The organism is Hoeflea marina (assembly GCF_003182275.1).
Classification (GTDB): Bacteria; Pseudomonadota; Alphaproteobacteria; order Rhizobiales; family Rhizobiaceae; genus Hoeflea; species Hoeflea marina.
Window position 1 is genome coordinate 700241 of record NZ_QGTR01000001.1, and the last position, 16881, is coordinate 717121.

The 16881-nt window shown below is 64.3% G+C and carries 15 protein-coding genes; 8 read left to right on the forward strand and 7 right to left on the reverse strand.

Annotated features, from left to right (window positions below):
* Positions 1-199 precede the first annotated feature (199 nt).
* Positions 200-349, reverse strand: a complete 150-nt coding sequence (locus tag DFR52_RS24410) for a hypothetical protein (RefSeq protein WP_158284842.1) — start codon at positions 347-349, stop codon at positions 200-202.
* A gap of 153 nt (positions 350-502) precedes the next feature.
* Between DFR52_RS24410 and DFR52_RS03180 the strand changes: the two genes are divergently transcribed.
* The 3 genes from DFR52_RS03180 (at position 503) to DFR52_RS03190 (ending at position 3129) form a co-directional block, all read left to right on the forward strand.
* Positions 503-1303, forward strand: a complete 801-nt coding sequence (locus DFR52_RS03180) for a DUF72 domain-containing protein (RefSeq protein ID WP_110030449.1) — start codon at positions 503-505, stop codon at positions 1301-1303.
* Between the two features lie 20 nt (positions 1304-1323).
* Entirely contained in the window at positions 1324-2229 is a 906-nt protein-coding gene (locus tag DFR52_RS03185; protein WP_110031100.1) for a PfkB family carbohydrate kinase, read from the forward strand.
* Positions 2230-2358: 129 nt separating this feature from the next.
* Positions 2359-3129 carry a glucose 1-dehydrogenase gene (locus DFR52_RS03190; protein WP_110030450.1) on the forward strand — a complete coding sequence of 257 codons (771 nt, stop codon included), beginning with the start codon at positions 2359-2361 and terminating at the stop codon, positions 3127-3129.
* 31 nt (positions 3130-3160) lie between these two features.
* On the opposite strand, the gene DFR52_RS03195 is transcribed toward DFR52_RS03190, so the two are convergent.
* On the reverse strand, positions 3161-4384 hold the full coding sequence (locus DFR52_RS03195; protein ID WP_110031101.1) for an MFS transporter: 1224 nt from the start codon (positions 4382-4384) through the stop codon (positions 3161-3163).
* 179 nt (positions 4385-4563) lie between these two features.
* Between DFR52_RS03195 and DFR52_RS03200 the strand changes: the two genes are divergently transcribed.
* Positions 4564-5397, forward strand: a complete 834-nt coding sequence (locus tag DFR52_RS03200; protein ID WP_110031102.1) for an AraC family transcriptional regulator — start codon at positions 4564-4566, stop codon at positions 5395-5397.
* Positions 5398-5558: 161 nt separating this feature from the next.
* A complete protein-coding gene (locus DFR52_RS03205) occupies positions 5559-6059 on the forward strand; it encodes an Hsp20/alpha crystallin family protein (RefSeq protein WP_158284843.1) in 501 nt (166 codons plus the stop codon).
* A 22-nt stretch (positions 6060-6081) separates the two neighbouring features.
* Here DFR52_RS03205 and DFR52_RS03210 read toward each other — a convergent pair whose 3' ends face one another.
* Positions 6082-7578 carry an NAD(P)H-hydrate dehydratase gene (locus tag DFR52_RS03210; RefSeq protein ID WP_425351144.1) on the reverse strand — a complete coding sequence of 499 codons (1497 nt, stop codon included), beginning with the start codon at positions 7576-7578 and terminating at the stop codon, positions 6082-6084.
* A 378-nt stretch (positions 7579-7956) separates the two neighbouring features.
* Between DFR52_RS03210 and DFR52_RS03215 the strand changes: the two genes are divergently transcribed.
* The 3 genes from DFR52_RS03215 (at position 7957) to DFR52_RS03225 (ending at position 11678) form a co-directional block, all read left to right on the forward strand.
* Positions 7957-8295: a P-II family nitrogen regulator gene (locus DFR52_RS03215; RefSeq protein WP_110030452.1), complete on the forward strand. Its 339-nt coding sequence runs from the start codon at positions 7957-7959 to the stop codon at positions 8293-8295.
* 52 nt (positions 8296-8347) lie between these two features.
* A complete protein-coding gene (gene glnA / locus DFR52_RS03220) occupies positions 8348-9757 on the forward strand; it encodes a type I glutamate--ammonia ligase (RefSeq protein ID WP_110030453.1) in 1410 nt (469 codons plus the stop codon).
* Between the two features lie 205 nt (positions 9758-9962).
* Positions 9963-11678, forward strand: a complete 1716-nt coding sequence (locus tag DFR52_RS03225; RefSeq protein ID WP_110030454.1) for a hypothetical protein — start codon at positions 9963-9965, stop codon at positions 11676-11678.
* A 155-nt stretch (positions 11679-11833) separates the two neighbouring features.
* Here DFR52_RS03225 and DFR52_RS03230 read toward each other — a convergent pair whose 3' ends face one another.
* From DFR52_RS03230 to DFR52_RS03245, 4 genes are all read right to left on the reverse strand, one after another.
* The gene (locus DFR52_RS03230) at positions 11834-13279 is read right to left on the reverse strand and encodes an aspartate aminotransferase family protein (RefSeq protein ID WP_245415212.1); all 1446 of its coding nucleotides are present in this window, start codon (positions 13277-13279) and stop codon (positions 11834-11836) included.
* 156 nt (positions 13280-13435) lie between these two features.
* The gene (locus DFR52_RS03235; protein ID WP_110030456.1) at positions 13436-13873 is read right to left on the reverse strand and encodes a DMT family transporter; all 438 of its coding nucleotides are present in this window, start codon (positions 13871-13873) and stop codon (positions 13436-13438) included.
* 53 nt (positions 13874-13926) lie between these two features.
* The gene (locus DFR52_RS03240; RefSeq protein ID WP_110030457.1) at positions 13927-15330 is read right to left on the reverse strand and encodes an FAD-binding oxidoreductase; all 1404 of its coding nucleotides are present in this window, start codon (positions 15328-15330) and stop codon (positions 13927-13929) included.
* On the reverse strand, positions 15327-16766 hold the full coding sequence (locus tag DFR52_RS03245) for a UbiA family prenyltransferase (protein ID WP_110030458.1): 1440 nt from the start codon (positions 16764-16766) through the stop codon (positions 15327-15329). The genes DFR52_RS03240 and DFR52_RS03245 overlap by 4 nt, the downstream gene beginning before the upstream one ends.
* Positions 16767-16881: the final 115 nt, after the last annotated feature.

The window sequence follows — 16881 nt, forward strand, 5'->3', positions numbered from 1 at the left end:
TGCGGCCGCCAATCGTTCGACGGGCCTTGATCCTGACATCGTCCGGCATCAGTCTGCGCAAAGCGGGTGGCGGATTCGCCTCCGTCCGGCGATTGCTAAATCACATCGCGGGAATTCGGATTCACGCGATGTGCTTTAGCTTTTTACAAATATGCATGTCGTGATGCCGAAACCGCTGCACACTTTCGGGCGACATGCATTAGAAACGTCTCCGCCGGAAAACCCTTGCAAGCCGACGCCGTGCAAGAAATGCCACAACCACCACGACCAGAAGCAGGATATAGAGAGCCTCGGTCGCGCCGCTGCCGCCATCTGGAGAAATGCCGAAAATTCGCTCGATGAAATCCACGGGACCCTCCGCGCACAAGAAACACCAAGTATCGATGAAAATATACAATAGTTTTACTTGCTTTTCAATATGAACAACGCGCATGGATGGACACTTCAATTCATTGCAGGCAAATCACTGAAAAATACACGTGAAAACAATGGAGAGATTGGAATGATCAAATCCGCCACCATCCGCGCCGGCATTGGCGGCTGGACCTTCGATGCCTGGGAGGGCACGTTCTATCCCGATGATCTGCCAAAGAAGCGGCAGCTCGAATACGCCTCGTCAAAGCTCGCCACCATCGAGGTCAACGGCACCTACTACCGCGGCCAGACGCCGGCGACGTTTGCCAAATGGGCCGAGGAGAGCCCCGACGGCTTCGTCTTCGCCATCAAGGGCAACCGCTTCGTCACCAACAAGAAGGTGCTGGCCGAGGCCGGCGAATCCATGGGCAAGTTCTTTGCGCAAGGCATAGAGGAACTGGGTCCGAAACTCGGGCCGATCGTCTGGCAGTTCGCGCCGACCAAGAAGTTCGAGCCCGAGGATTTCGAGGGCTTTCTCAAGCTTCTGCCGGAAACCCATGCCGGGCTGAAACTGCGCCACGTGCTGGAGGTCCGCAACGACAGTTTTTTCACCCCGGAGTTTCCGCCGCTGGCGCGCAAATACAACGCCGCCATCTGCTACGCGCACCATCACGACTATCCCGAGATCGCCGACGTGACCGCCGACTTCGTCTATGGCCGCCTGCAGAAGGGCGATGACGACATCGCCACCGCCTATTCCGAGTCCGATCTCGATGCCTGGGCCAGGCGGGCGAAGCTCTGGGCCGAGGGCGGCCAGCCGGACGACCTGCCGCTCGCCGAGCCGGACCACAAGCCGAAGGCCGAGCCGCGCGACGTCTTCCTCTACATCATCCACGAAGGCAAGATCCGCGCGCCACAGGGCGCCATAGCCCTGCAGGAACGGGTGTGAGCGCGTCCAAGACATCTCCCGTGCCCCGAACAATCCTCTGCGTCGGCGCGCTCACCATGGACACCATTTTCCGGCTGGAAACCCTGCCGCTGACGGCCGGAAAATTCATCCCGCTTGACGCCGTCGAGGTGGCCGAGGGCATGGCCAGCGCGCAGGCGGCGAGCATTGTCCGGCTCGGCGGATCGGCACGGCTGTGGGCCTCGGCGGGCGACGATGTCATCGGCGACCGGCTGGTCGCGGAACTCTCCGCGGAGGGCGTCGACTGCCGCTCGGTGCGACGCGTCGCCGGCACCCGCTCGGCCTTTTCATCGATCTTCGTGGACATGGCGGGCGAGCGCATCATCGTGCCGCATTATGACCCTGCGCTGCGGGCGGCGCCGGACGCCCTGCCCGATCTCGACGGTGTCGATGTTGTCAGCGTCGATGCCCGCTGGCCGGAGGCCGCCGAAATGGCGCTGCGCGAGGCCTCCGCGCGCGGCATCCCCGGTGTGCTCGATGCGGACGTCGCGGCGGTGGCCGTGCTCGACCGTCTCTGCCCGCTGGCCTCGCACATCGTCGCATCGGAACCCGCGTGCCGGCTCCTCACCGGTGCGGACGATCCTGCGGATGGCTTGAAGAACCTCGCATCCCGCCATCCGGGTTTTGTCGCCGTCACCGCCGGAGAAAGGGGCTGCTTCTGGCATGACCGCCGCGAGCGGACCGTCCGCCATCAGCCGGCGCCGATGATCACGGCAATCGACACGCTGGCGGCCGGCGATGTGTTTCACGGCGCCTTCGCTCTGGGGCTCGCCGAGGGTCTGGAAACTGCTGAACTGATCCGCCGGGCCTCGGCTGCGGCGGCCATCAAATGCACCCGCTTCGGCGGCAGGCTCGGTGCGCCCAGCCGCGCCGAACTTGACGCCTTCCTGGCGGCGACCGGCATCTAGCGCGGCTTCCGCCCTCCCCGCGACTTCCGCGCCGCCGCGCCATCCCCCCCTGATTGATCGGCATCAAGGCGGGCCCTCCCGCCGGAGCTAGAATGAGCCACCATGATCAACCAGTCACGGGAGTGCATAATGGCAATGTTCTCAGGAAAGACCGCATTGATCACCGGCTCGGGTGCCGGTATCGGGCGGGCCACCGCGCTGAAATTCGCAGCCGAAGGCGCCAACGTCGTCGTCTCCGACATTCATGCCGCCGGCGGCGAGGAAACGGTGGCAATGATCCACAAGGCCGGCGGCCGGGCAATGTTCCAGCTCGCCGATGTGTCCGATTCTGCCGATGTGGCGGCCCTCGTGGCGGGAGCCGTCGATGAATATGGTCGGCTCGACTGCGCCGTCAACAATGCCGGTATCGAGGGCAGGATCGCCCCGTTGGGCGACCAGACCGAGGCCAATTACGATGCCATCATGGCGATCAACGCCAAGGGCACGTTCCTGTGCCTGCGGGAAGAGATCCGCCACATGCTGGCCGAAGGCGGCGGCGCCATCGTCAACCTCTCATCAGTGGCGGGACTGATCGGCTTTCCCGGCCTGTCGCCCTATGTCGCCTCCAAACACGCAGTCATCGGAATGACCAGGAACGCCGCGCTCGAATATGGCAAGGCCGGGATCCGCGTCAACGCCGTCTGCCCCGGCGGCATCGACACGCGCATGCTCGATTCGCTGGCCGATCAGGCGACCGGCGGCTCGCGGAGCAGCCAGCAGATGATGGACCCGTTGCATCCCATCGGTCATATCGGCACGCCCGAGGAAGTGGCCAACCTGATCGTCTGGCTGTGTTCGCCGGAAGCGTCCTTCATGCTCGGCGCAGTCATTCCCGTGGACGGCGGCTTCGTCGCCCAATGATGCGGTGCCCCCAAGAGGTGTCGCGTGCGGACTAGGCCGGGTTCTTCGGCTCCTGCGGCAGGAAGATCGTCAGCAGCCCGAGGAACGGCAGATAGGAGCAGATGGCGTAGACATATTCGATGCCCTTGATGTCCGCCACCTGGCCCAGCACGGCGGCGGCGATGCCGCCCATGCCGAAGGCGAAACCGAAGAACATGCCGGCGACCAGACCGACCCGGCCCGGAAGCATCTCCTGGGCGAAAACGACGATGGCCGGGAATGCCGAGGACAGCACCATGCCGATGATCACGGTCAGCACCGCGGTCCAGAACAGGTCGGCATAGGGCAGCATCAGCGTGAACGGCAACACGCCGAGGATCGACACCCAGATCACCGCCTTGGTGCCGATGCGGTCGCCGATCGGCCCGCCCGCAATGGTACCCACGGCGGCGGCGCCCAGAAACAGGAACAGCAACAGCTGCGCGTCCTGCACCGAAACGTTGAACCTCTCGATCACGTAGAAGGTGTAATAGCTTGAAAAGCTGGCCATATAGATGTTCTTGGTGAAGACCAGCAGCGCCAGCACGCCGAGCGTGAACACCACCCGGCCGCGCGTGTGCCTGAGCACCGTCGAGACCGCCGGCCGGCTGGCGGCGGCGCGACGCCAGTTGCCATACCAGCGGCTGACCCAGGTCAGGATCACCATCCCGGCGAGAGCGGCAAGGCAGAACCAGGCGACACTGCCCTGCCCGCCCGGCACCACGATGAAGGCGGCCAGCAGCGGACCCGACGCGGTGCCGAAATTGCCGCCGAGCTGGAAGATCGACTGCGCCGTACCGTGCTTCCCCCCGGAGGCAAGCCGGGCGATGCGCGAGGATTCCGGGTGAAACACGGCGGAGCCGAGCCCAACCAGCGAGGCGGCAGCGAGCAGCAGCCAGTAGTGGCCCGCCACGGCCAGCAGCATCAGTCCGACCATGGTGAACCCCATGCCCACGGGCAGCGCATAGCCGATCGGGCGCTTGTCCGTATAGGCGCCGATCGCAGGCTGAAGCAGCGAGGCTGTGAACTGGAAGGTGAAGGTCAGCAGCCCGATCTGGCCGAAGGTCAGTGCGTAGTTTTCCTTCAGCATCGGATAGATCGCCGAGAGCATCGACTGCATGGTGTCGTTGAGGAAGTGACACAGGCTGAGCGCCACCACCACAGAGAAGGCCGCCGAGGTGGCTGCGGCACTCGCCGCCGGCGCACCGGTTGACAGCGCGGCCGGCGCCGCAGGCATAGTGCCGGCTGGAGGCAGTTTGGCGGAATTTTCGGGCGTCATGTCCATCACTTATATCCTTGGCCGGGCTGCACGGAAGATCCCGCGCCGCTTACCGCTGTGTTGAATGAGTGATACATCGCTTGTTTTCAGCCCGCTTTCGTGGTGTGGTCTATTTCTTACGCGAATGGGCCAAAGCCATGACAGATTTCTCACCGCCCGAAGGCTTCTTGGACACCCACCTTGAAACCGAAGACGAGCGCGCGCTGCGTCATGCCGCCATTGACTCCGCCGATGAACCGGCGGTGGCCTTTGCCTTTTGCTACGATGCCGTCCGGCACATCGCAGAACACGAGCACAAGCGGGCGCAGCTGCTGCATCTGCTAAGCGGCGTGCTTTCGGTGACCACGCGCGCCGGACGCTGGATCATGCCGCGCGACCACGCGCTGTGGATTCCGGCCGGGGTCCGCCATGCCGTCGATACGGTGGGCCGCGTCGACATGCAATCGGTCTATGTGCGCTCCGGCGCCATTGCCGGCCTGCCCGACCAGTTGCAGGTGACCGGCATGACGCCGCTGATGCGCGGGCTGATCAGCGAGGCGGTGCAGATCGGCACCGATACGGGCGGCGCGCGCGCCAAATTCATCCTCGGCGCCATGCTGCATGAAATCCCGCTGCTGCAGAAACGACCGCTCGGCCTGCCGTTTCCGGCCCACCGGCGGCTGGCGCAATTGTGCCGCGAATTCGTCGCCATGCCCTCGGCGCATCTGGAGATTGACCATTGGGCCGATGCCGCGGGCCTGAGCCGGCGCAGCTTTACCCGCGTCTTCCGGCGCGAGACCGGACTGAGCCTTTCGACCTGGCGCCAGCAGGCTTGCCTGATGGCGGCAATTCCACGGCTGTCGGCAGGTGAATCGGTGACCGCGGTGGCGCTCGATCTCGGCTATGACAGCGTGCCCGCCTTCACCACCATGTTCTGCCGCATGCTGGGCACGCCGCCGAAGACCTATCTGCGCAGCCAGAAAGGCGCATGAGCGGCCCCAGACCAGCTTGGGCCTGCCGCCCGACGGTCTTGAAACTGCCCGGGGCAATCACGATTTCAGGCCGCGCAATTGTTCATCAGAATCAAGGCGGCCTTTGCGCGCCGGAGGGACATTCATTCATCCCCGCAGTTCGGGAAGGAAAGGAGAAACCCATGACCGACAAATCAGTGACCAAGTCATCACCCGCCGCGCCATCGATCTGGTCGAGTGGCCTTTTCGGTGAGTTTCGCAAGGAAATGGACACGATGCTGGAGCGCTTCTTCGGCGACAGCGGCACACTGGCTGCCCGCAGCGGACTGCCCTCGCTGGACATGAGCGGCGCGCTCAGGCCGGCCATCGACGTCACCGAGAGCGACAGGGCCATCACTGTCACCGCTGAACTCCCGGGCCTGACGGAAGACCAGGTGGATCTCAGCATCTCGGAGGGCATGCTGACGCTCAGGGGCGAGAAGCAGGTCGACCACGAATCGAAACAGGACGACCGGCATCTGGTGGAGCGCAGCTATGGCAGCTTCCTGCGCCAGTTCCCGGTACCCGAGCGGGTCGATGTCGATGCGATCTCGGCCAAGTTCGACCGCGGCGTTCTGGTGGTGACGATGCCGAAGAAGCCCGGCGCGGCGCAGTCACGGCGCAAGATCGCCATCGGCGGCTAGGCCAGCAGGAAATCGGTCGGGCTCAAACGGCTGGCGGTCGCACGAGCCCGGCCAGATCCTCCGCCGTCATTCCCGGTCCCGCCTGGCTGGCAGCCGCGCCATGCAGGGCGACGCCGGCGCAGGCAGCCTCGAATATCGGCATTGATTGCGCCAGCAGGCCGCCGATCACCCCCGACAGAACATCACCAGACCCCGCCGTCGCCAGCCATGGCGGGGCGTCGGCGTTGATGGCGGCGCGGCCATCGGACGCGGCAATCACCGTGTCGGCGCCCTTGTAGACCACGACGGCGTTGAGCAAGGCCGCCGCCTGGCGGGCACGATCCACCTTGGACAGGGTCTCGTCCTCGGCAATCGCCGGAAATAGCCGCCTGAACTCGCCCTCATGCGGGGTGATCACCAGCCTTGTCTCACCGGCGAACATGTCACCCAGTTCACCGGTGCGACCCGCGAAGGCTGTCAGCCCGTCGGCGTCAAGCACCAGGTATCGCCGCGCATTGGCCAGAACCTTCGCATAGTCCCGTGCCTTTTCGAGATCGCCGAAGCCGGGCCCGAGGACCAGGGCCGACAGCCGCGGGTCCGACAACCACGCCGCCAGGTCCGCGCTGCTCCCGACCCTGTGCTGCATGATGGCCGTCAGATGCGCCGATTGCGCCATCACCGCGCCTGGCGGCGTGCCGAGCGTCACCAGGCCCGCGCCGATGCGGAGTCCCGCCATGGCGCTCAACCGGGCGGCACCCCCCGAAATCAACGGTCCGGACATCACCGCCAGATGGCCGCGGCTGTATTTGTGGTCGGCCGCCTCTCGCCGCGGCAAGGTCGGTCCGTAGAGATGCGGCCCGTTGATCCAGAGCGGATCGTCGCTTGCGACCAGCCGTGCCGGCATGCCGATATCCGCGAGCGTCGTCACGCCGCAGAGTTCGCGCCCTGGCATCAGCACATGGCCGGGCTTGAGGCCCGCGAAGGTCACCGTCCGCTCGGCCGAGATAACCGGGCCGGTCGGCCGTCCGGTGCGGCCCGAGAGGCCGGAAGGGAGATCGATGGCCAGCACGGGCGTGCCGGCTTCGGCAATCCGGCCGATGACCGCCGCCACTTCGGCACCCACCGCGCGGTCGAGACCGGCGCCGAAGAGCGCATCGATGACCACATCGCCGGCCAGCGGCCTGTAGTCGCCAAGCGGCAGGATGGCGTGCTCGCAGGTAGCGCTGGCCGCCGCCGCGTCGGTTCCTGACCTCGGCGCATAGCCGTGCCGGAGGACCGGCACCCCGAATGCTGCAAGCAACGATGCGGCGATGTGGCCGTCGCCGCCATTGTTGCCCGGCCCGCACAGCACCACCGCGCGCGCCACGTTGGGCCAGCTGGAAAGGAGGCAGGCCACGACCGAGGCGCCGGCGGCGCGCATCAGCTCCGGCCCCGGTATGCCGGATGCAATGACGCGGGCGTCCACCTTCGCCATGGCCTCCGGAGTGAACAGCAGGGTTGTGTTGATCGCCATCGCCATGGCGTGCCATGGCTGCGGCATGCGGGTCAAGCTGCCGGCGGTCCGGCTCCAGCCGAAGCGTCTGCGCGTTCAAGCGAACGCCGCGCCTCCCTCACATAGGATGGCGCAGTATTAAGCCTTTTGCCTATGTTTTAATCAACCTTGCCTGCCCAAACAATCATCACCGGCGCCAACAATCGGCGACCAGGCGGCGCAATCCGGGCGAGATCTGCTCCATTCCGGTGCAGTTGACGGCCAATCCTGCCGAAACCGCGGAATATTCTGCCATTCCGGGACAAAGAGATCGACTTGCCCGCTCGCTTTTGTCAGATTGGCATGGCGTATGCATACGCAGCATCAGGCAGTGACCGGCATGAGTCGGTGGCTGTTTTCATCGGAAGAGCGGAGAATTGGTGTCTCATGAAAAAGATCGAAGCGATCATTAAGCCGTTCAAGCTGGACGAAGTGAAGGAAGCTCTTCAGGAAGTCGGCTTGCAGGGCATCACCGTGACCGAAGCCAAGGGATTTGGCCGCCAGAAGGGCCATACCGAGCTCTATCGCGGCGCGGAATATGTGGTCGATTTCCTGCCCAAGGTGAAAGTCGAAATCGTTCTCTCGGACGAGACGGCAGATGCTGCAATCGAAGCCATTCGCAATGCCGCCATGACCGGGCGCATCGGAGACGGGAAGATTTTCGTTTCAAACGTTGAAGAAGTGATCCGCATCCGCACCGGTGAAACCGGCAACGACGCCATCTAGCCTCAAGCGCCGGACTCAAAGGCGCAAATCAACTAGGACAGGGAAGTTCGCGATGACGACTGCCAATGAAATTCTGAAGCAAATCAAGGATAACGACGTAAAGTTCGTCGATCTGCGATTCACCGATCCCAAGGGCAAGATGCAGCATGTCACCATGGACATCTGCTGCGTCGACGAGGACATGTTCGCCGATGGCGTGATGTTCGACGGCTCCTCGATCGCCGGCTGGAAGGCCATCAACGAATCCGACATGGTGCTGATGCCCGATACGGCGACCGCCCATATCGACCCTTTCTTCGCCCAGTCGACCATGGTCCTCATCTGCGACGTTCTCGATCCGGTCTCCGGCGAGGCCTACAACCGCGACCCGCGCACCACGGCCAAGAAGGCCGAAGCCTATCTGCAGGCCTCGGGAATCGGCGACACCGTCTTTGTCGGTCCGGAAGCAGAATTCTTCGTCTTCGACGACGTCAAGTACAAGGCCGACCCTTACAACACCGGCTTCAAGCTTGACTCCACCGAACTGCCGTCCAACGACGACACCGACTACGAGACCGGCAACATGGGCCATCGTCCGCGCGTCAAGGGCGGTTACTTTCCGGTGCCGCCGATCGATTCGGCCCAGGACATGCGCTCGGAAATGCTCACCGTGCTCACGGAAATGGGCGTCACGGTGGAAAAGCACCACCACGAGGTGGCGGCAGCCCAGCACGAGCTCGGCATCAAGTTCGACACGCTGACCCGCAACGCCGACAAGATGCAGATCTACAAATACGTCGTCCATCAGGTCGCCAATGCCTATGGCAAGACGGCCACCTTCATGCCGAAGCCGATCTTCGGCGACAACGGCTCGGGCATGCATGTGCACCAGTCGATCTGGAAGGGCGGAAAGCCGACCTTCGCGGGCGACGAATATGCGGGCCTGTCGGAAAGCTGCCTGTTCTACATCGGCGGCATCATCAAGCACGCCAAGGCGCTGAACGCCTTCACCAACCCGTCGACCAATTCCTACAAGCGTCTGGTCCCGGGTTATGAAGCCCCCGTGCTGCTGGCCTATTCCGCCCGCAACCGCTCGGCCTCGTGCCGCATTCCGTTCGGCACCTCGCCGAAGGCCAAGCGCGTCGAAGTCCGCTTCCCGGATCCGATGGCCAACCCCTATCTCTGCTTTGCCGCCATGCTGATGGCCGGCCTCGACGGCATCAAGAACAAGATCCATCCCGGCAAGGCCATGGACAAGGATCTCTACGACCTGCCGCCGAAGGAACTAAAAAAGATCCCGACCGTCTGCGGTTCCCTGCGCGAAGCGCTGGAAAGCCTCGACAAGGATCGCAAGTTCCTGACCGCCGGCGGCGTTTTCGACGACGACCAGATCGACGCCTATCTGGAACTCAAGATGATCGAAGTCATGCGCTACGACATGACGCCGCATCCGGTCGAGTACGACATGTACTATTCGGCCTGATCCTGGCCGATCTGCGTCCGCCCGCGAGGCGCATGAAGGCCCGATGAACCAGAACCCCGGTGGCGACACCGGGGTTTTTCAATATGGGGGGATTGCCACCCTCCTCCCGCCCCGATTGCTTCGGGCGCCTTGGCCGTTTAACCATTTGCCGAGTTTAACCATGCTGCTTAGCACTTTTGCCAAAAGTATGAGCTACATCCAAGTCATGACAAGCAAGTCCTTCTCCATTGCACCGGGCCATGCGGCCCCCCACCGCCTCCGCACGGCCACCGCGATCCTGCTTGCCCTCTTCGGCTTCTGCGCCTTCTGCGTGCTGCTGTTGATCCTGCCGATCAGCGTCCCGATCGGGCCGATGTACTGGGACACCTTCATCTATTACGACGGCATCAACCGCGTGCTTGACGGGCAGATCCCGGCCATTGATTTCGAGGCCCCGGTGGGTGCGCTGAATTATTATCTCGCAGCCCTCATGCACCTGGTCTTCCCGCATGGCCAGCCGCTGCTGCTGATCCATTTTTCGTTCCTCGTCGTGTCGGTGCCGCTCGTGGCCGTCATCGGCCTGCAGGCAGCCAGGCAGTCGGCCATGGCGGCCTGGGGAGTGGTGCTGCCGTTCCTGTTCTTTGCCGCCCTGCCCTTCGATACGATCGACGTCTACCCGTTTCCCGGCGTCGACGGTTTCGGCTACTACAACCGCCACGCCGCAGCGCTGATGTATCTGGCCAGCGCTTCGGTCTTCTTCATTCCGAAGCGGCGGGTGCAGTCGGCCGTGCTGGCCGTCATCATGCTTGCCCTGTTCTTCTCCAAGGTGACCGCCTTCTTTTCGATCGGGCTGGTGCTGGCTTTCGGCCTGCTCGCCGGCCTGATCGCACCGATCACGGCGTTGACGGTGGCCTCGGTCTTCGTCGCGGCGCTGGGGCTCGCCGAATGGTCCACCGGCATTGTCAGTGCCTATCTTCACGACATCCTCTTCCTGGTGGCGGAGAACCAGGGTGGTCTGCTGCCGCGCTTCCTCACCGCCTTGTCGCTGCGCTTCGACGTGGCGGTTGCAGGCGGCCTGCTGGTTGTCGTGCTGGCCGCCTCCCAGTTCCGCTCCCGCTGGCCCGCGCCGCTGCATGTGAACGGTCGCGTGCTGTCGCGCACGCTGCAGCGGACGGCCGACAATGACTGGCTGGCCATCGGCATCTGTCTTCTCGCCGGTCTCGTCTTCGAGACCCAGAACACGGGATCGCATGCCTATCTGCTGGTCTGGCCACCGATGCTCCGGATGCTGCTGCGGCTGCGCGGCGCGACGGTCGCCCATCGCACGGCCATCCTGGTGCTCGTCGCGCTGGCGACGCTGCCGACGCTCACCAAGACCGGCCACCGGGCCGCCCGGGCCGCAATCAGCGGAGTGGGCTATGACCAGTTGCAGACGCGCAATCTGGGCACGCTGGGCCGGGTAACGGCCCGGGAGCAGTTCCTCCGCCGCGCCGACCTGTTGCGCGAGTTCTACCCGACGGCCGAACTGCCCCACATGATGGCGGACCGCGGCGAATGGCTGTCCGCGCTGACGCCGTCGGAGCCGGATTTCCAGCTGCTCTGGCTCAAGACCGCCGACGAGGCCATCGATGCCATCCGCTCCCTTGAAGACCAGCGCGGCCGTCGCTTCGACACCATCTTCACGCTGGATTTCACCAATCCGTTTCCCTTCCTGCTCGACCGGCATGGCCCCAGGGGCGTGGCGATCGGCGCCGATCCGTCGCGCACGGTCCCCGATATGGGTGATCTGGCCAGGACAGCGCTCTCCGGACCCGGCCTGGTCCTGCTGCCGACCTGCCCCGACATGATCGCGCGCCGCCGCCTTTACGATATATACGCACCGGCTCTGCGCGGTCACGAGCGCATTCGCCTCACACAATGTTACGATGCATTCCTGAAATAGTGCCCGCATGTTCGGCGCGCGCGGTTTCCGCCCCGGTGCCATGCGACGGGTGCGATTGTCCGGATCCATTGCTTGCGTGACATGCGCCCCTGCGCTGAGACAGCAAGAAGCCCGACGCTGTCGCGCCGGGCCCAATTCCGTCATGATGCGGCGGCTCAGGCCTTCGAAGCCACCTGGCTGCCGATGAAGTCGCGAACGATGCGGGCGATGCCGCGACCGAGCACGGCGTCGAGCGCCGCGATGAACCGGTCGACATGTTCGCGGCCGCAGATCAGCGGCGGCTCCAGCCGGATGACGTTTCGGTTGTACTCGGTGAAGGCGACCAGCACGTCGTGATCGCGCAGCAGTTCGGCGCCGACAAAGCCCGACAGCGACCCCTTCAGCTTTTCGTCCAGCATGCCGACCATCGGCCTCAGCAGCGCCGGCAGGGTCTGGCTGAAATCCTGGAACTCCAGCCCGACCATGAAGCCCTGGCCGCGCACCTCCTTGATGATCTGCGGATATTTTGCCTTCAGTCCCTCGAGCTGCTCCAGAAGGTACCCGCCCGTGCGTTCGGCATTGCCGATCAGGTCCTCGTCATACAGGACGTTGAGGCCCTCGATGGCGGTGATGCAGGCTTCGCCGATGCCGCCGAACGTGGCCTGGGCGTGGATCATGGCGGTCTTCGGCGTGCCGTAGGCCTTCATGTAGACCTTGCGCGACGCCACCATGGCCGCCATGGCGCATTTGCCGCCGCCGAGTGATTTGGCGAGCGCCGTGACGTCGGGGACGACGCCGGCATGCTCGAAGGCGTAGAAGCGGCCCGAACGGCCCATGCCGCACTGCACCTCGTCGGCGATCCAGAGCACCCCATGCTTGTCGCACAGCGCGCGCAGCTGCTGCCAGAACGCCACCGGGGCCTGGACGATGCCGCCGCCGCCCTGGATGGTCTCGAGCACGATCACGCCGATGGCCGGATCGGCCTCGAAGGCGTTGCGAATGGCGTCGATGTCGCCGAACGGCACCTTGACGGTGTTGTCAACGAGCCTGAATTCGCCGCGGTAAAGCGGAGAGTCTGTGAGCGACAGCACGCCCTTGGTCTTGCCGTGGAACGAATTCTCGGCATAGACGATCTTCGGCCGCGCCGGACCGGCGGCCCGTTCGGCCACCTTGATTGCCGCTTCCATGGCTTCCGAGCCGGACGAGCCGAGGAATACCATGTCCAGATCGCCCGGCGAAATTGCCGCAAGGTTCCTGGCCAGGGCGGAGGCGTACTGGCTCATGAAAGCGATGGCGATTTCATGCCTGTCCTCGTCCTGGAACTGCTGGCGGGCGGCGATGATGCGCGGATGATTGTGACCGAATGCGAGCGAGCCGAATCCGCCAAAGAAATCTAGGATCTTGCGGCCGTTCTGGTCCGTATAGTACATCCCCTCGGCGCGCTCGATCTTGACCTTGTGGAAACCCAACAGCTTCATGAAATGCAGCTGACCCGGATTGATGTGATCCTTGAACAGCTCCGTCATTTCGGCCAGGCTCATCGCTTTCGCGTCGGCCACCGACAGCAGTCGTGGTCGGACGGCCAGCTTCTCGTCCGACAAGGGCGGTGCTTCCGTCGTCATGCGGGTTGGCGTGTCAAGCATGTCTGTACTCCCCATTTTCAGTCTGCCTTCGACGCGGCGGTTGTGTCGTCCGCTCATTGCGCCGCCGGCGTAGCCGGTACAATTGATCTGGTTGCGTCGGCCCCGGCGGGGACGGCGCAGCGTTGGTTCAGCGTGTCATTCGCCGGCGCCTTCATGCAGCGCCGACAACTGGGCCGTGTTCTGCGGTCTGACGTCCTTCGTGTCAGTGCCGGACCGTGCCACGAGGATGGTGCCAAGGCAGATGAAGCCGATGCCGGCGATGCGCCAGGCATTTAGATCCTCGGCGAAGATGAAGTAGCCGAAGACGACGACCACCACATAGGCCAGGCTCAGGAACGGATAGGCAAACGAGAGTTCGACCTTCGAGAGCACGAACAGGTGCGAGGCAAGCGAAGCCACGAACAGCACGATGCCGGCGAAGATCCAGGGGTTGAACACCACCTGGAAGATCCGGGCGACCGCGGTCTCCAGCGTGAAGGTCAGCGGTCCCATGGTCATCATCCCCTGCTTGAGCATCAGCTGGGCGATGGCGTTGGTCAGGACCGTGAACAGGATAAAGACAATGTATTTCATCGAAGACTCCGCGGCACATCTGCCGTTCTAGCGAAAGGACGCCAACATCCGGTTCAGACAGGCATGTGCATTTGGTTCAAATTGTCTGCAGTCCCGCTTTGATCCGGATCGGCCAGCTCTGACCGGGCAGCGACTCCGCCGCGGGTGTCGGGCAGCAGCATCGCGGTGCGGCGCCAGAAGTCGGACTGGATGTTCGGGTCGCGGCAGGCTTCGAGATCGCGCCAGTTCGGAAACGAAGCCTCGAACATCGATGGCCGCATGCGCTGGTCCTTGTACGGGTTGAGCGCCCCGCCGGCCGCAAGCACGATGTCGTCAAGCGCATCCAGCATGGCCACCGTGCGCCTGCCGAGATTGGCGAAATCGAGCGTCAGTGTGAAACCCGGCCGCGGAAACGACATCATGCCCGGAGACACCACCGCCCCGAAACGCTTGAGCACGGTCAGGAACGAGGCGTGGCCATGGCGGCGGGCGCACTCGAGCAGCCTGAGCGTCGTGTCGCGGGCATCGGCCTCAGGATAGACGCTCTGGTGCTGGTAGAGCCCCCGCGGGCCATAGAGACGGTTCCAGTTGCCGATCGCGTCGAGGGGATGAAAGAAGCCCTGCCAGGGCACGATCGAAACCGTCGGCCGGCTCGGCGCCCACCCGTAGTACAGCCCGTTGAATGCCGACAGCGTCAGGCCGTTGAGCACATTGACCGGCAGCACGAAAGGAACGGAGAGGCGCGGCGGCCGCGGCAGCCGTGCGGGTCCGCCGTCCTCGGCATGATCGCCGGCCATCAGCACGCCTCGGCCGGTCCTGGCGCCGGTGGCCAACTGGTCAATCCAGGCAACCGAATATTCGTGGCTGGCGTCTATGGCCTCGATCGCGTCGAAATAGCCGTCGATATGGGAGAACCGTTGTGTCATCTGGCGGATATTGGCCGAAGGCACCCGCATCAGCTGGATGCGCGCGGTCAGGATGAAGCCGGTCAGCCCCATGCCGCCGATGGTGGCGGCAAACAGACGCGGGTTTTCCATCGGCGAGCAAGTGCGCGGTACCCCGTCCCCCGTGAGCAGCACAAAGGAGCGCACCGAGCGGCCGAAACTGCCGCGCAGATGGTGGTTCTTGCCGTGCACATCGTTGGCGATGGCCCCGCCGAGGGTTACCTGTGCGGTCCCCGGCGTGACCTCTAGAAAATACCCCTCCGGGATCACCCGCATCAGGATCTCCGACAGCAGCACGCCGGCATCGGCCTCAAGCACGCCGGTGTCCGCGTCGAAGGAGCGGATCCGGGCCCCCGGCTGCATCGGCACGATGCGGCCACGGTCGTTGTGGCAGGAATCGCCGTAGGATCGGCCATTGCCGAAGGGCAGGAACCCGGCGCCGGGACCGCTGGCGAGGAACTCCCCGGTGCTGCCGGTGCGTCGGCGGACCCGGCGCACCCTGCCCCAGCTTTCGTGGTCAGGCTTGACGCTCACGGCTGCACCGCCGCGGCCATCACCAGTGCCACGCCGGCCATCATCACAAGCTGGCTGCGCCAGTCGCGCATGATGAACACCACCGGATCATCATGCATCAGCGAACGGCTGGCGAGCACCCAGATGCGGATCTGCATGTACAGGATCAGCGGGCACAGCGGCCACAACAGCCAGGGATGGGTGTACATCGAGCTGATCTGGGCGCTGTCGAGATAGAGCGCCAGAACCAGTGCCGCGGAGAAGGCCGAAGCGATGCCGGCCTGCCCGATCATGTCCCGGTCGGATGAGAGATAGCCGCGGCCGACCAGCTTGGACCCCTCCTCGACGATCTGCTCGGACAGCTCGACATAGCGCTTGACCAGCGCCAGGCTGAGAAAGAAGAAGATCGAAAAGGCCAGCAACCAGAACGACAGCGCCACGCCGGTTGCGGCTGCACCCGCAAGAATGCGCAGTGTGTAGAGACCGGCAAGCGTGAAGACATCGACAAGCAGCTTGCGCTTGAGCAGCAGCGTGTAGGTGGTCGTTACCAGACCGTAGACCACCATCACGCCCCAGAACGCCGGCGGCAGCAGGCTGGCCAAGCCCAGCGATGCGAGAATCAGCGCCACGGTCATCGCTGCCGCCAGCAGGATTGACACATCACCGCTGGCCAGCGGCCGCAGGCGCTTGCGCGGATGCATCCTGTCGTTGCTCAGATCGGCGATGTCATTGATGACATACACGGCCGAGGCGAGGAAACTGAAGGAGAAGAATGCCACCACCACCGCCAGCATGTGCGGCAGGTTGTCAAGTTCGTGGTTGAGCACCAGCGGAACGCCCAGCAGCAGGTTCTTGAGCCACTGGTGGACACGGATCGCCTTGAATGGCGCCAGCAGCGAGACTGCCCGCACTGCCAGCAATTCGGCCGATCCGCGCCCCGGCCAGCGCCGGGCCGATCGGTCCGGTGCCACCATGATGGTCCGCCTGGCGGCGTCGAAGAGCGGAATGTCGTCGCGGCTGTTGCCGGCATAGTCGAAACCGCCCTCCCCGCATTCGCGGATCAGCAGGTCGCGCTTGCGATCGGACGTCAGGTTGATCTCGTCGGTCGAATGCAGCACCCTGTCGAACAGGCCGAGATGAGCCGCGATATCCTGAGCCGTGCTGGCGGCGGCGCCGGTGACAAGCCAGACCTGGCGGCCGGCGGTCCGTTCGGCGGCAATGCGCTCGAGCACCTCGGGGCGGTACGGCCATTGCTCGGCGGTGCGGCCGCAGCGCGCGGCCACTTCACGCTTGAGAACATGCTTGCCGCGCATGGCCCACAGCACGGCTGCGCAGATCAGCCATGGCTGCCTGATGAGCAGCACCGCGAGGCCCTCCCACAGGCTGTCGGCGGCAATGAGGGTGCCGTCGAGATCCACACACAGCGGAAAATGCTGCTTATCGCTGCGAGCATCCATTGCCGGCTCCCTGATTGCCTGACCTCAGCGACTTCGGGCCGCATCGATTCACACGGAACCGATGTCCCGTTGGCAAAACCTGCCGGAAAGACCTTGAAAAAATGCAAAGCGGGCA

What these genes read in the sequence shown, in the direction of transcription:
- DFR52_RS03180 (WP_110030449.1), top strand. Translation starts at nt 503, where the DNA reads ATGATCAAATCCGCCACCATCCGCGCCGGCATTGGCGGCTGGACCTTC.
- DFR52_RS03190 (WP_110030450.1), top strand. Translation starts at nt 2,359, where the DNA reads ATGGCAATGTTCTCAGGAAAGACCGCATTGATCACCGGCTCGGGTGCC.
- DFR52_RS03195 (WP_110031101.1), bottom strand. Translation starts at nt 4,384, where the DNA reads ATGCCTGCGGCGCCGGCCGCGCTGTCAACCGGTGCGCCGGCGGCGAGT.
- DFR52_RS03200 (WP_110031102.1), top strand. Translation starts at nt 4,564, where the DNA reads ATGACAGATTTCTCACCGCCCGAAGGCTTCTTGGACACCCACCTTGAA.
- DFR52_RS03205 (WP_158284843.1), top strand. Translation starts at nt 5,559, where the DNA reads ATGACCGACAAATCAGTGACCAAGTCATCACCCGCCGCGCCATCGATC.
- DFR52_RS03210 (WP_425351144.1), bottom strand. Translation starts at nt 7,578, where the DNA reads ATGCCGCAGCCATGGCACGCCATGGCGATGGCGATCAACACAACCCTG.
- DFR52_RS03215 (WP_110030452.1), top strand. Translation starts at nt 7,957, where the DNA reads ATGAAAAAGATCGAAGCGATCATTAAGCCGTTCAAGCTGGACGAAGTG.
- glnA (WP_110030453.1), top strand. Translation starts at nt 8,348, where the DNA reads ATGACGACTGCCAATGAAATTCTGAAGCAAATCAAGGATAACGACGTA.
- DFR52_RS03225 (WP_110030454.1), top strand. Translation starts at nt 9,963, where the DNA reads ATGACAAGCAAGTCCTTCTCCATTGCACCGGGCCATGCGGCCCCCCAC.
- DFR52_RS03230 (WP_245415212.1), bottom strand. Translation starts at nt 13,279, where the DNA reads ATGACGACGGAAGCACCGCCCTTGTCGGACGAGAAGCTGGCCGTCCGA.
- DFR52_RS03235 (WP_110030456.1), bottom strand. Translation starts at nt 13,873, where the DNA reads ATGAAATACATTGTCTTTATCCTGTTCACGGTCCTGACCAACGCCATC.
- DFR52_RS03245 (WP_110030458.1), bottom strand. Translation starts at nt 16,766, where the DNA reads ATGGATGCTCGCAGCGATAAGCAGCATTTTCCGCTGTGTGTGGATCTC.